This window comes from Syntrophales bacterium (genome assembly GCA_023229765.1).
In the GTDB taxonomy this organism is placed as follows: domain Bacteria; phylum Desulfobacterota; class Syntrophia; order Syntrophales; family UBA5619; genus DYTH01.
Window position 1 is genome coordinate 1 of sequence record JALNYO010000057.1, and the last position, 12832, is coordinate 12832.

A 12832-nucleotide genomic window follows, 5' to 3' on the forward strand; every position below is an offset into this window, starting at 1 on the left:
TCACCCGCGCCATAAAACGGGCATACACATCGCCTCCTGTTTTTGCGAATGTCTCGGCAGCGTAGAGACTATCGTAAGCAGCATAGGGATAATCGCGCCGCGCATCGCTTGTGAGGCCGAGCGCCTTTGCGGCAATTCCGACGACGCCATGCTCTCTGGCAATCTCCAGCGGCAGCGTGCCGGTCGTTTCCAGGCGATTGAGCAGCGAGGCGCTGTTTTGGGCAACCGCCATTATTTCGGAGAAATCCTTCCTGATTTTTCCCAGCTCATCAACTAACTGAAGGGACGTTTCCAAGGCAATATCTTTTGCAACTCCGCCCACGGCGTTTACCCCCCGCAGAAATCTGCTGCCGGTCAGCCGTTCGTTTATTTGCATGATCATCTCCCGCAGGCGCGAGCCCTGCGAGCCGCCGAAACTAAAACCGGCGTCGAGCATGATTGCGCCGAGATCGCCCAGATGGTTGGCCAGCCTTTCCAATTCTGCATAGATTACGCGTAAATGCCGCGCCCGTTCCGAAACCGCAACATCGGCCAGTTCTTCCAGCGCCTGGCAAAAGGCCAGAGAGTGGCTAAAGGAGCTGTCGCCGGAAATTTTTTCCGAGAGGCGGATTTTGTCTTTTAGAGGCAGTTCTTCAAAGAGTTTTTCGCTGCCCTTGTGGGTGTAGCCGAGGCGGGGTTCGAGCAGGACGATCTCCTCGCCGGCAACACTGAAGCGGAAATGGCCCGGTTCGATGATGCCGGCATGGATGGGGCCTACCGGTATTTCGTAGATTCCTTCGCCCGCTACCTGTTGAAACGGATAGACGCCATGCGCCGTTTCCGGCCGGGTCTGCCAGTTAAAATCCTTGCGCAGCGGAAAAATGTTCGCAGGCCAGTTCTCATGCAGAATCAGCGGCAGCGGATGGGGATGTCCGACCGGCCGCAAGCCAAAAAAGGTCTGAATCAGCCTTTCATACTCCCATGTTTCATGAATTGCCGGGGCAAGTGAGGGAAATTCTTCCGTGTCGGCAAGGCAGATATAGGGGGCGACAAAACGGTTTTCTCCAGGAACTCCGAAGACATACCATATTTTGAAGGCGCCCTGTTCCTTTCTTTCGTCGGTCGCGGCAATGAGCAGCAACGGCAGCCGTTTATCCTGATGGAAATAAAGCGCGACTTTTTTTATTTCGGAGGGGCTGACGGCAAAAACCGTCAGACGTCCATGACGTTCGGTTTGATACCCTGCGGGAATAATAATGTCATTAGTTTGTGATTTCATAACGAATATTTCCCTACGGCCTGCGTTATCAGTTCAGAAAGAAACGGCGGCAGATAAAAACTAAGCGCCAGAGCCGCGGCTAAAAGCAGCAAGGGCGGAGCAATGAGCAGGCGATTGATTTCCCCAACCGACATCTCTGAAGGCTTTTCGCCGAACATCATTGCGATAACCTGCCTGAAAAAACCAATGAAAACCAGCGCGAAGGCGAAAAGGGCGATTAGCCCGGCGAAGAGATTCGTCCCGATGGCAGCGGAAAGGACATACACCTTTGTAAAGAAGATTCCAAACGGCGGCGTGCCGGTAACGGCAAAAAATCCGGCCAGAAATAAACCCGCAGATACCGGCAGGGCGGAAATTACCCCTCGGATATTGGCGATTTTGGTGGAGCTGTATTTCAGGAAAATGTTTCCGGCTAAAAAAAACAGGGCCGGTTTCACCAGGGCGTGATAGATCATGTGGAGAATTGCGGCAAAAACCCCGATTCCTCCCACGCCGAAACCGAGCGCCACAATTCCCATGTTTTCGATACTCGAATATGCCAGCAGCCTTTTATAATTTTGCTGGGTCAGCATAATCAGGGCGGCGATGATGATAGAAACGAGGCCGAACACGACAAGCAGCCCCTCGGAAAAGGCCTGTCCGGCAACCGCGTCAGTAAGCATTTTGAAGCGCAGGACGGCAAAGAGGGCGATATTCAGAAGCACGCCCGAGAGGAGGGCGCTGATCGGCGCCGGCGCCTTGCTGTGGGCGTCGGGAAGCCAGGTGTGCATCGGCGCGAAGCCGACCTTGGTGCCATAACCGATCAGAACAAAAATAAAGGCAATTTTGGCGATAAGCGGATTAAGATTAGTCGCGTTTGCTTTTAAAATGTCCCAACTTATCAGGCCATTTCCACCAGTTGAGTGTACCGAAGTAAAATATAGAAGCGTTCCGAAAAATCCCAGAAGCAGGCCGGTGGAATTGATGATCAAATATTTCCAGGCGGCTTCGAGGGCGGTCGGCTTGTCATAGAAGCTGATCAGAAAGACGGTGGAGAGCGTCGTCGATTCAATTGCGATCCACATCAGAATAGGATTTTTGACCATGACCGCAAAAAACATCGCCAACAGAAAAAGGTTGAACAGGATGAAATATTGCCTGACGCGGTGAAACCCGATGATCCCCTTGGTCATCTCCGCGCGGAGGTAAAATATGGAATAGAACGCCGCGGCCAAACCGACCGCTCCGATCAAGAGGGCAATGATCGCCCCCAGCGAATCTACGGAAAAAAACAGGGCGAAAGCGGCGGGCTGTTGGACGGAGACGTCAAGCGCCAGACTGATGGCCGCAATAAAAGCGACTGCGGAAGCGCCGAGGGAGACGCACTCGATCGCCCGGAGACTCTTGAGAAGCAGGCACGCCAGGGCGGCGAGCGACAAAATCGATATGATGATAATAGGTTCCATTGACTATTCTTTCAAACTCTTCATTCCCGCCGTTTCCAGCGTTCCAAAATGACGGTAAATCATCGAGGAAAAAACGGCGGTAATAATCAGCCAGACCAGGATATTGAACATGATGCCAAGTTGCAGCACGGGCGATTGTTCGAGCCCGGCGAATAAACCAAATTCCACGATGGCGTTTTCCAGCGAAAGCACACCGATGATCTGCGATAATATCCCCTTGCGGTTGATCATCAATAAAAGCGAGATCATGATCCCGGCGATGCTGAGCGACAGCAGGGCGCTGTTTCCAGGGACAATTGTCGTCAGCGGTGCAAACAGCCGGCTGTGCGCGAAGGTGCTCAGCGCCGCGACCACAATCAAGGTCAGCGGCAAATTCAGGTAAGCAGAAGAGGACAAGCCCGTTTCGTACTTTTTAATAAAGCCGGTAAAAAATCGGAGCGCCAGAAAAACCTTGATGGCCGCAACGAGGATAACGATAAAGAGCATCGCCAGGGATTTTGTTTCTAAAAACGAGCGGAACAGCAGCAGCACGATTGCCGACGACTGAATGCCGTAAACGGTGACGATGATAATGTTTCTCTTGACGATATGCGAGAAGATAATCGTCAGAAAAATCGTTACTGCCAGAAAGTGTGGGGATAACAGTTCCATTTTATTTAATTAACCCGATTGCGACAATATTAAGTATGAAAGAGACGATAAGCAGGTCCGGCAGGCGGAAGAAGCGGAACTTGGCGATGCCGGACTCGATAAAGGCAATTGCAAAACAGAATGCCGATAGTTTGAGAGTGAAAACGGCGACGGCAACGGCCAGAGCGCCCAAAGAAAACTCGTGCATCAGCCCCCAGGGAGAAAATAAATTAGCGCCCAGCGTCATGAAAATAAACAATTTGTTGGCTGCGGCCCACTCCATCAGCGCCAACCGCCTGCCGGAATATTCCAAAATCATCGCTTCATGAATCATCGTCAGTTCGAGGTGGGTTGCCGGGTTGTCAAAGGGATACCGTCCGCTTTCGGCCAGCAATACAATAAAATATCCCAGGCCGGCCAGAATGATCGGCTGCAGGGAAGTGATATTGGCGACAAGTACGGAATCGGCAATTGTAAAGAGGTTTGTGCTGCCGCTCACCAAGGCGAGAATAAAAAACGAAAAGATCAACCCCCCTTCCGCGAGCGCCGAAACGGTCATTTCGCGGCTGGCGGCGAATCCGCCGAACGCGCTGCCGGTATCGAGCCCGGCCAGAGCCAGGAAAAACGTCCCAATTGCAAGCAGATATACGACTGTAAGCAAATCTCCAAGGGGGGCGGTAAAGGTATTCATGTTGAATATCGGGATAAAGGCGCCGACAATGAGCGTGACTGCGAAGATGATATAGGGCGCGATGCGGAAAATCCAGGAGGCGTCTTGGCTGATCACCTCATCCTTGTGAAAAAGCTTCCATAAGTCCCGGTACGGCTGAAGCACGCCCGCCCCCTGGCGATTTTGCATTTTCGCCTTGATTTTCCTGATGACGCCGATTACGAGCGGCGACAGCAGCGGAACAAACAGAGGTTGCAGTATGTCAAAAATTATATTCATAGTTCAAAGTGAAAAAAATAAAACGCCGAGCAGCGCGATTAATATGTAGAGGATATACATGTTGATCAAGCCGCTCTGCACCTTTTTGGCGTAGAGCGAAAATTTGAGGACAAAAACCTGCGCCGGTTCATAGAGATATTTCTCGTAGATGTCATTCATGCCCAGCCTGATCATCCTCGACTTCGGCAGATAGCGCGACTCCCCATCCCGATATTCAACCGCCTTTTGCATGGTCGGCTTCAATATTCCCTTAAAAATAATGATGATGGAACGGGCAAAACCGGTGGAGGTAATTTCCATGCGGGGCGTCAGATCCGTGCCGCAATCCCAGGTGGGGCCGGTCTTGATTGTCTGTCGCCGACTTATAAGGTGGTTGACCGCAAAGACTACGGCGAAAAGCGCCAGCAGCAAGGCAAGAAATATTGCCGGCGCAAAGACGGACGAAAAGTCGCCGGCCGTGATCCATCCCCCTTCCGTGTGCAAAAACGGGGCAGGAAGATTTTGGAAGATCGTAAGCTCGCCTCCAACGGCCTGAAGCGCTTGAGAAACATAGCCGGAACCAACCCCGAATAAAAGCGTCAGCGCTCCCAGCGACCACATCCCGGCAAGCATAAAGGGAGAGGATTCTCCGGCATGCTTCGCCTCGTCGCTGCGGGGACGGGCGAGAAAGATTGCGCCAAAGGCCTTGACGAAACAGGCAAGCGCAAGTCCGCCGGTAAAGGCAAGCGCGCCCGCGGCTACAACAAATATCCAGATTACCTGAGAATTCGGCGTCGCGATTCCCTGAAAGAGCGATTGGAAGGTGAGCCATTCGCTGAAAAAACCGTTGAAGGGCGGCAGCGCCGTGATGGCCATGGAACCGATCAAAAAAAGAAGCGCGGTCTGCGGCATGGATTTGATAAGGCCACCATATTCCTCCATGTTTCGGGTGTGCGTTTGATTAATCACCGAACCGGCACTGAGAAAGAGGAGCGACTTGAAGGTCGCGTGGTTTAGCGTATGGAAAAGGGAAGCGACCAAACCGAGCAGCGCGAGCGCCGGCAACTGGAGGGAAAGAAAGGTGAGGGCGCTTCCGAGACCGAGCAGGATGATCCCGATATTTTCAATGCTGTGGTAGGCCAGAAGCTTTTTGATGTCGTGCTCGGTCAAGGCGTACAGAACGCCCAGCAGCGACGAAACCGCGCCGGTGATGAGCACAACCATCCCCCACCACAAAGGAAAAGGCTGAAGAAGATCGAGAAAAACCCTGATCATCATATATATCCCGGTTTTGATCATCACGCCGGACATCAGCCCCGAGACGTGCGAAGGGGCCGCCGGGTGCGCGCCGGGGAGCCAGATATGCAGCGGGATAATGCCGGCCTTTGTGCCGAAACCGATGAGCGACAAGACGAAGACGGCGTTTTTGACGGCGCCGGGAATCGTTCCCGCCCCATTTCTGATCAGCGAAAATTCAAAAGACCCGGTAAATTTGTAAAGCAGCAGGAAGGCCGCGATGATAAAGGCGGTGCCGACATGCGTCATGACAAGGTAAAGAAAACCTGCCCGGATATTTTCCGGTTCGTGGCGATCATAGATGACGAGGAAAAAGGACGCGACCGACATGAGCTCCCAGGCGAGCAGGAAAAAAAGTCCGTTAGTCGCGGTAACCACGAGCAGCATCCCGGCGATAAAGAGATTGTAAAAAAATCCCAGCGACCCGAGGCTGTATTTGCGGTAGTAGTGCTTGACGTAGTCAATGCCGTAGAGCGAGCAGAAGAGGGCGATCAGGCAGATCACAAAAATAAAAAAGGCGGCCAGCTTGTCGATCAGAAAGGAAAACTGCAGCAGCGAAAAGGGGAAGGCGCCGATGGTAAACAAGAGCGGCCGGGCGTTAAAAAGCGACCCCAATCCGAAGAAGACTCCCCAAAGCGACCCGACTATCGCGAAAAAGCTGCTCCAGTAGTTGGCCGACTCGTCATTATTTTTCAGCAGAGCCGAGCCGAGAGCCCCCAGCAGAAATAACAGCAGCAAAACGGTAAAGCCGTTCGGCGATATGATAAATTCGTTCATGATCAGTTTGCCGCAGAGACTCTGTCCAATATTTTAACCAAATGACAGAGAATGGTTTTTGGGGAGGGCGGATCGCCCGGAATCTCGTAATCAACCGGGATGACGTTTTTAACCGCGTCCAGTACCGCGTAACTGCCCCGATAGATGCCGCCGTCAATGGCGTCATCGCCGAGCGCCACAACTATCTTGGGATCAGGCGTCGCGGCATACGCCCGCCTTACCGCCTCTGCCATGTTCCTGGTAACCGGCCCGGTAACGATCAGCATGTCAGCGTGGCGGGGCGAAGCGACAAAATGGATCCCGAACCGTTCAACATCGTAAAAAGGATTGGACAAAGCGACCAGTTCCTGCTCGGCGGCATTGTCGGAACCTGCGTCCACCTGTCTGATTGCCAGCGACCCCCGGAACAGGCGCTTCACATTTTCTTCAATCTTTCTACCGACTTCAGTAATCTCCGCCTGTTCGCAATCTGCGTGATTCAGCGAGACGATGTTATTAGGAGTGGCTATTATTTTTTTAACAAGCTTAAACATAATTGGGGGCTTCTACTCCTTCATCATTGTCATGTCAATGCTAAAAACAGCGATTTTTGGCACCCCTCCTCGCAATGACAGGGAGGGAAGATTCATAGTGTTGGGAATATTTTCATCGCATCGATGCTGAAGTGATCCGGATTCCATTTGCATTCAGTGATATCAACTTGGTCGCGGCTTCTGGCCACGACCAAAACAATTTCCCGTCCATCGACGTCGCGCCAGTACCAGTCTGGAATATGCAGGGACCTTGGTAATGAGAAGAAAATGGTATTATGTTTCCGGAATACTAACATCCCGTAAGAGATAATTGCGAAAAGCATGTTAAGTATGATAGACGAACCATGACACGCTAACAGTAGGTAAAAATGGGAGGTTGAAGAAATGCCGCAGACAGTGGAAGCCTTTTATCATGACGGGATTGTCGAGTTGCAACAGAAGCCTTCCGGCATCCGGCAAGCCAGAGCGCTTGTAGTTTTTTTGGATACCGAGGAAGCGCCGCAACGTCATGCAGTGGACATGGGCAAGGTAAGTGCAAAAAAGAGCGCCGTTGACAAGTGGATAGGCGTTATCGAAGGAGCCGAACTGGGAGACTGGAAGGCCGAGCGTAGAGTTGCCATAGAAGGGAAGCCCAGTGAAAGTTCTTTTTGATACAAATATCGTTCTTGATATCGCTCTGAACAGAAAGCCATTCGTGGAGCAGGCGGCGCTTTTGTGGCGGCTGGCGGAGCAGAAGGAGATAATGGCCTGTCTCTCCAATACCAGTATCACGGACATTTTTTACATTGTCCGAAAGCACGCCGGGCAAGCGAAGGCCCGCAGCTTCATTGCCGATATTCTCGATACGTTTTCGCTGGTGGATATCGACGAAGAAGGCTTTCGGGAGGCGCTTAACTCAGATATGCAAGACTTTGAGGATGCAGTGCAGTATGTGATCTTTGCGCGTAACGGATGTGATGTACTGGCGACCAGGAACAAGATTGATTTTGGCAACAGACCCAACGTCGTTGACCCTGCCGAGTTAATCGAGCAGATCAATGCAGAAGGCGCTTAAATAACCGGCACTATCAGTCTTCTCAAGTTTTTTTCAATATCGCTGGGAGCGCTGGCGCGCGGAGCACGCCGCCTATACTGAGCAAATTTGGTTAATCAGGGACATAATGCCGATTTATAAGTAAATTATATAAGCATTGTTTAGTCGATAAAGCGTATTATGTCCCCGGAATATCCTCGATCTATCGCGGCCCTTCGCTGACTGAAGAGGACTCAAGAGAATCATGCAAGCCTTCGGGATTGCAGATGTAAACATCTAAGCTGGAGATCATTTTATGATACCCAGGGATGGAAATGGGGTAGACAAGGTAGTTGTTGCCATATGCGGATGCAAGTGATTGCCGTCCGTAGGATTTCGCAGGAGATATGTAAGCTATTTGTCGAATGATTTTATAAACTGAGCAGGGGTTAGAATCCGGATGCTCTGGTAGGCGCCGATATTCAGCAGGTAGGGGTCGCCGGAAATGATGTGGCTGGCGCCGGCAACGACTGCGCAGGAAATGAACTTGTCGTCATCAGGATCATCAGTTACAACAGAAACGGCCTTAACGGGTTGCATAAACTTATCCTTTGACGTTTGCATTTCCGGCTAAAAACCCTGATTGATTCGGTGGGCATTGACAATTATGGAGCTTTCTTTGGCTTGTCTGAATATCTCATTCAATTCAACAACTGTGATCGCGCCGGATTCAATAATATCTTTCAAAACATTCCCCGGACCAACAGAGGGCAATTGGTTTACATCGCCAACCAAAATTAATGTTGCGTTGACAGGAACAGCCTTCAAAAGGTGATGCATAAGGATAATGTCAATCATGGAGGCTTCATCAATTATAAGAATATCGCAATCCAACGGGGTTTCTTCATTCTTCTGAAATCCTCCCTTCCTCATATTGAATTCCAGAAGGCGATGGATAGTCTTTGCTTCATGTCCTGTAGATTCGGTCATTCTCTTGGCCGCTCTACCTGTCGGAGCAGCTAATAATATTTTGGCTTTGACGGCAGTAAAGATTCTCAGAACAGCATTGATTATGGTCGTTTTTCCTGTGTCTGGGCCGCCGGTAATAATCATCACCTTATGTTTGATAGCTGATTTGACCGCCTCGATCTGTTTTTCCGCCAACTTAATAAATAATTTCTCCTGTACCCATGGGATGGCTTTCTCAATATCGATCTTTCTGATCTTCTGGGATGTGTTGACAAGGGATTTTAGCCTTGCCGCTGCTTGGTTCTCTGCTATGTAGAATGGGGACAGATAGACGGCTTTATGATCAGGATTAGTTTTTTCATCAATGGAGGTAATTGCAAAACTCCCCATTCTTGTCATTCCCGCAACGATTCTGAGCGGGAATCTGGTTCTAACTGCTTGAAAAACCATATTCCCGATAGAGATATTCGGGAATGACAAATGGTTTTGCAATTGCCTCAATGGTAATCTTTTTTTCACCGGCAAGATTCAATAGTGATTTCTCAATAATGGCAGCCTCAATCTCCAGGATGGCTTGCGACTGTTCAATCAGGGGTTGTTCCGGGTAATAAACGTGGCCCTGATCCGCCAGTTGATTCAGGACATAAAGAACTCCCGCTTCAGCCCTGAGCAGAGAATCTTTGGCGAATCCCATATTTTTGGCAATCTTGTCCGCTGTAATAAATCCGATGCCGAAGATATCCATTGCCAGTCGGTAAGGATTCTCCTGAACAATCTTGATGGCAGCGTTACCGTATTGCTTGAATATCTTGGCGGCATAGCCGGAGCTTACGCCATGAGTTTGCAGAAAGATCATGACCGCCCGGATATCCTTCTGATCCTGCCATGCTTTCTTTATCTTGCCGATGCGGACTACTCCAATGCCGGCAACTTCATCGAGCTTTTCAATGTTGCTTTCAATGACGTCGAGCGTTTCCTTCCCAAACATGCTGACAATACGCTTGGCCATGACAGGCCCTATTCCCTTGATCAGGCCCGAGCCCAAGTATTTCTGAATCCCGTAAACAGAGGTGGGTGTAGTCGTTTGGCAAAAGACGATCTTGAATTGCTCACCGAATTTCGGATGGTTGGTCCATTCCCCTTTCATTTTTATGATCTCGCCAGGAGTTGGGTTGATCAGGTTGCCGGTGCAGGTGACGAGATCCTTGTTCCCATAGATTTTAACTTTGGCGATGGTATAGCCTGATTCTTCATCGAAATAGGTTAAACGTTCTATCTGACCCTGAAGGTCTGTGAGTGCGGTTGTTTGCTGCATATGGATCAGTCCTTTTGCTAATAATGACATCGTTTCTTCTTTACCTTATCACAATTTCTGTCTATGATGTGTCCGACATAAATCAACAATTTTGATGCAGATTTTGCTGACAAGAAAAAGAGGACGTGATGGAAAAAAGACCTGAAATAAGCGTTGATCGCGGGAAAGAATTGGAGATAATTGATCCTGTCAAAAGAAAAAGCCCCTTCATTTCTTTCCGGTATTCCTATCGGGAAGTATCTTCTGTTGGCGGCAATACTTATGTGAAAGCCAAAGAGAAGAGCTTTGAAAACGGCAAGTTCAAGTCAGAGGAGTTTGAGGGAGTGGCGCCGGGAAATCTTTATGGCAATATGGTGGCAGAGATGCAGAAGATGTTTTTCGGGCAGATAGCATCGGTGGTGAAAGCGTTTGCAGCGTTTTTGCCAGGCGCGAAGCGGGACAAAAGAGATTGATTTTGAAGGGTACCGGTCATGATCTTTGTGAGATTTCTTTTTCTAATGGCATTTATCATGGTGAGATTTTACGTATAGTTTATTGAAGTCAGCGAAGGAGGTCGGTTCGATTTTGTAGCAGAGTACAACCAGAAATGCTTAACCAAAAAGACACGTAATTTTTATGTCTTCACCTATAACTCAGCGATTCCTTATGTAGAATTGAAGTGAGGATTATCATTCGAACTGTACGAACAATTATGACTCATAACAAACCCTGTTTTTCACGTTCTTCTTTGCCTGTTCATGACCCGGTCTCCCCCGAAGCTTGGCACCTTGCCCTCCTCTTTCCGACATATACGCCCCGACACTTCAAGAGGACAGTGTGCACACCCGGGCTGTTCTCTATCCATTTTTTCTACCATAAACAGAGAAATTTCTTTCCATCCCGCAGTTCGCCCCTTAGCTTCTCCATATGTCGAAGAGTCGCAACATCTCGTTCAAGATCAGAAGGCTTTATTTTAAGCCTCTCTATTATGGTCACTGATTCTACACCTCCGGTATCCTTCAATATTTGCAGTATATTTGCTTGAGTTTCGGTAAGCTCAACAGTAGCTTTATTCGCCTTTGAAAAGGATTTCGCACCGTATACTGCCCATGGGTCACATGCTTTGGCAGGCGAAAGGATGTCAATATAGCAATCTTCGCATAAGACTTGCCCATATAATTCTCTTTCCTCTCCTACTCCCATACTCTCTTTACATTTATCACATTTCATTAAATAATCCCTCTTATTGGCCACTTCCTTGACCATATTTGCCATCCGGATATCTGACTGGTACAGTTTATTTCCACTTGAAATTAAGCATTTTTATCGAGGATTACTTTTGCGTATTTCAGAAAGTTACAAATGCTCCCAATCATCCTCCCCCAATGCCACATTTCAATCGCAATTCATCAATATACCTTGATGAAAAAAATGGCTACTTGTATTTGTTATCCTTGCCAGCCTTGTCGGCAAACTCAGTCTCTCCGGCTTCCTGCAGGAACCACACTTGTCGTGTGCTATTCACTTTACCGTCGGTTGATAAACCACATGACCAGGCTTAGGACAACGCTGATCAGGATACTCGTGGTCAAAGGAAAGTAGAAGGAGGACTGCTTTCCTTGGAACAAGAAATCGCCGGGGAGTTTTCCGAGCCAAGGGACCTTCCCCGAGAGGAGTAGGGCGACACCGATACCCGCGATGAACAGGCCTATCACAATGAGCAGTTTGCCAATATTGCTAAAATCGGGCACCCCTTAGTCACCTCCAGAGAGACTGAACACCGCAGCTTGCCGCTGACGCTCAATTTCTGTTGACTTCTCCGTCAATATGGTCATATCATCCACAATAAATCAAGATAATTATCCACTTAAAGGAGAAATCCATCATGAACAGATCTGACCTTATCAATGCTCTTGCCGCTAAAGAAAACTTGACCGCAAATATGGCAACCGACACCATCAATCTGATCTTTGCCGGATTTACGGATACTCTGAAAAAGGGAGGCAGAATCGAGATAAGGGGCTTTGGGGCTTTTACTGTAAGGGAGTATAAGGCATATGCAGGAAGGAATCCAAGGACAGGAAAAAATATTAAGGTACGGCCGAAGAAGCTGCCGTTCTTTAAAGTTGGGAAAGAGCTGAAAGGAATGGTTAATCGTTCAAATTAATATCATTAGGAGCGAGCACTTTTGAAAACAATATTTCTATTGAGACATGCTAAAGCAGATAAAAGCCTGATTAATGATATGGGGCGGGACCTCTCTGGCAAAGGCCAAAGGCAAGCTGAATCGATAGGTCAGTGGATGTCGGAAAATGGGATAATGCCGGACTGGATTATCTGCTCACCAGCGAAACGAGCTAAGTCGACGGCAAAGATCTGCTCTGGTCGGATCGGCTACCAAAGAAGAATTCGCTTTGAAGAAAGTCTTTATGATGCTGGCAGTGACACATATCTTGATATTTTAGCGGCTCTCAATAATAAATATGATTCCGTGATGATGGTAGGACATAACCCGGCAATATCCGCTTTGGTAACAATTTTAACCGATATTCAACTCGATATGTCACCATGCATGCTTGTCTGTATTGAAATTGCCCTTGATGAATGGCGCTCCGTCAAAGATGCCAGTGGCGCATTGAAATGGTTCCAGATTCCTTTATAGATGTAAGAACCGTCAGAATGATTTGTAG

16 protein-coding genes are annotated in these 12832 nt (G+C 49.0%); 5 read left to right on the top strand and 11 right to left on the bottom strand.

Annotated features, from left to right (window positions below):
- From M0P74_17210 to M0P74_17235, 6 genes are all read right to left on the bottom strand, one after another.
- The coding region (locus M0P74_17210) for an NADH-quinone oxidoreductase subunit C (protein ID MCK9365328.1) at positions 1–1258 on the bottom strand (1258 nt) is incomplete at its 3' end.
- A complete protein-coding gene (locus M0P74_17215; GenBank protein MCK9365329.1) occupies positions 1255–2703 on the bottom strand; it encodes a hypothetical protein in 1449 nt (482 codons plus the stop codon). The genes M0P74_17215 and M0P74_17210, both read right to left, overlap by 4 nt.
- 3 nt (positions 2704–2706) lie before the next feature.
- Positions 2707–3354: a hypothetical protein gene (locus M0P74_17220; GenBank protein ID MCK9365330.1), complete on the bottom strand. Its 648-nt coding sequence runs from the start codon at positions 3352–3354 to the stop codon at positions 2707–2709.
- 1 nt (position 3355) lies between these two features.
- Positions 3356–4282, bottom strand: coding sequence for an NADH-quinone oxidoreductase subunit H (locus M0P74_17225; GenBank protein ID MCK9365331.1), 927 nt, complete (start codon positions 4280–4282; stop codon positions 3356–3358).
- A gap of 3 nt (positions 4283–4285) precedes the next feature.
- Entirely contained in the window at positions 4286–6334 is a 2049-nt protein-coding gene (locus M0P74_17230; protein MCK9365332.1) for a hypothetical protein, read from the bottom strand.
- Between the two features lie 2 nt (positions 6335–6336).
- Positions 6337–6867, bottom strand: a complete 531-nt coding sequence (locus tag M0P74_17235) for a hypothetical protein (protein ID MCK9365333.1) — start codon at positions 6865–6867, stop codon at positions 6337–6339.
- A gap of 384 nt (positions 6868–7251) precedes the next feature.
- Here M0P74_17235 and M0P74_17240 point away from each other — a divergent pair, with 384 nt between their 5' ends.
- Both M0P74_17240 and M0P74_17245 read left to right on the top strand, forming a co-directional pair.
- On the top strand, positions 7252–7518 hold the full coding sequence (locus M0P74_17240; protein ID MCK9365334.1) for a hypothetical protein: 267 nt from the start codon (positions 7252–7254) through the stop codon (positions 7516–7518).
- On the top strand, positions 7502–7921 hold the full coding sequence (locus M0P74_17245) for a PIN domain-containing protein (GenBank protein MCK9365335.1): 420 nt from the start codon (positions 7502–7504) through the stop codon (positions 7919–7921). Before M0P74_17240 ends, M0P74_17245 begins: the two co-directional genes overlap by 17 nt.
- Before the next feature lie 372 nt (positions 7922–8293).
- Here the strand turns inward: M0P74_17245 and M0P74_17250 are convergent, their stop codons facing one another.
- Genes M0P74_17250 through M0P74_17260 form a run of 3 tightly spaced genes read right to left on the bottom strand, consistent with a single transcriptional unit; the run spans position 8294 to position 10193 of the window.
- Positions 8294–8479 (bottom strand): hypothetical protein, encoded by a 186-nt coding sequence (locus tag M0P74_17250; protein ID MCK9365336.1) that lies wholly within the window; start codon positions 8477–8479, stop codon positions 8294–8296.
- Between the two features lie 30 nt (positions 8480–8509).
- Complete coding sequence (locus tag M0P74_17255) at positions 8510–9238, bottom strand: AAA family ATPase (GenBank protein ID MCK9365337.1); 729 nt, start codon at positions 9236–9238, stop codon at positions 8510–8512.
- 40 nt (positions 9239–9278) lie between these two features.
- Complete coding sequence (locus tag M0P74_17260) at positions 9279–10193, bottom strand: helix-hairpin-helix domain-containing protein (protein MCK9365338.1); 915 nt, start codon at positions 10191–10193, stop codon at positions 9279–9281.
- A 98-nt stretch (positions 10194–10291) separates the two neighbouring features.
- Here M0P74_17260 and M0P74_17265 point away from each other — a divergent pair, with 98 nt between their 5' ends.
- Positions 10292–10615: a hypothetical protein gene (locus M0P74_17265; protein MCK9365339.1), complete on the top strand. Its 324-nt coding sequence runs from the start codon at positions 10292–10294 to the stop codon at positions 10613–10615.
- A 397-nt stretch (positions 10616–11012) separates the two neighbouring features.
- Here M0P74_17265 and M0P74_17270 read toward each other — a convergent pair whose 3' ends face one another.
- Both M0P74_17270 and M0P74_17275 read right to left on the bottom strand, forming a co-directional pair.
- Entirely contained in the window at positions 11013–11408 is a 396-nt protein-coding gene (locus M0P74_17270) for a hypothetical protein (GenBank protein MCK9365340.1), read from the bottom strand.
- Between the two features lie 260 nt (positions 11409–11668).
- Positions 11669–11893 carry a DUF2905 domain-containing protein gene (locus M0P74_17275; protein ID MCK9365341.1) on the bottom strand — a complete coding sequence of 75 codons (225 nt, stop codon included), beginning with the start codon at positions 11891–11893 and terminating at the stop codon, positions 11669–11671.
- A 134-nt stretch (positions 11894–12027) separates the two neighbouring features.
- On the opposite strand from M0P74_17275, the gene M0P74_17280 reads away from it, so the two are divergent.
- Positions 12028–12309, top strand: a complete 282-nt coding sequence (locus tag M0P74_17280) for an integration host factor subunit beta (GenBank protein MCK9365342.1) — start codon at positions 12028–12030, stop codon at positions 12307–12309.
- Positions 12310–12330: 21 nt separating this feature from the next.
- A complete protein-coding gene (locus M0P74_17285; GenBank protein MCK9365343.1) occupies positions 12331–12804 on the top strand; it encodes a histidine phosphatase family protein in 474 nt (157 codons plus the stop codon).
- Positions 12805–12832: the final 28 nt, after the last annotated feature.

Coding starts and splice junctions, on each gene's coding strand:
- M0P74_17215 (MCK9365329.1), bottom strand. CDS start 2,703: ATGGAACCTATTATCATCATATCGATTTTGTCGCTCGCCGCCCTGGCG.
- M0P74_17220 (MCK9365330.1), bottom strand. CDS start 3,354: ATGGAACTGTTATCCCCACACTTTCTGGCAGTAACGATTTTTCTGACG.
- M0P74_17225 (MCK9365331.1), bottom strand. CDS start 4,282: ATGAATATAATTTTTGACATACTGCAACCTCTGTTTGTTCCGCTGCTG.
- M0P74_17230 (MCK9365332.1), bottom strand. CDS start 6,334: ATGAACGAATTTATCATATCGCCGAACGGCTTTACCGTTTTGCTGCTG.
- M0P74_17235 (MCK9365333.1), bottom strand. CDS start 6,867: ATGTTTAAGCTTGTTAAAAAAATAATAGCCACTCCTAATAACATCGTC.
- M0P74_17240 (MCK9365334.1), top strand. CDS start 7,252: ATGCCGCAGACAGTGGAAGCCTTTTATCATGACGGGATTGTCGAGTTG.
- M0P74_17250 (MCK9365336.1), bottom strand. CDS start 8,479: ATGCAACCCGTTAAGGCCGTTTCTGTTGTAACTGATGATCCTGATGAC.
- M0P74_17255 (MCK9365337.1), bottom strand. CDS start 9,238: ATGGGGAGTTTTGCAATTACCTCCATTGATGAAAAAACTAATCCTGAT.
- M0P74_17260 (MCK9365338.1), bottom strand. CDS start 10,193: ATGTCATTATTAGCAAAAGGACTGATCCATATGCAGCAAACAACCGCA.
- M0P74_17265 (MCK9365339.1), top strand. CDS start 10,292: ATGGAAAAAAGACCTGAAATAAGCGTTGATCGCGGGAAAGAATTGGAG.
- M0P74_17270 (MCK9365340.1), bottom strand. CDS start 11,408: ATGGTCAAGGAAGTGGCCAATAAGAGGGATTATTTAATGAAATGTGAT.
- M0P74_17280 (MCK9365342.1), top strand. CDS start 12,028: ATGAACAGATCTGACCTTATCAATGCTCTTGCCGCTAAAGAAAACTTG.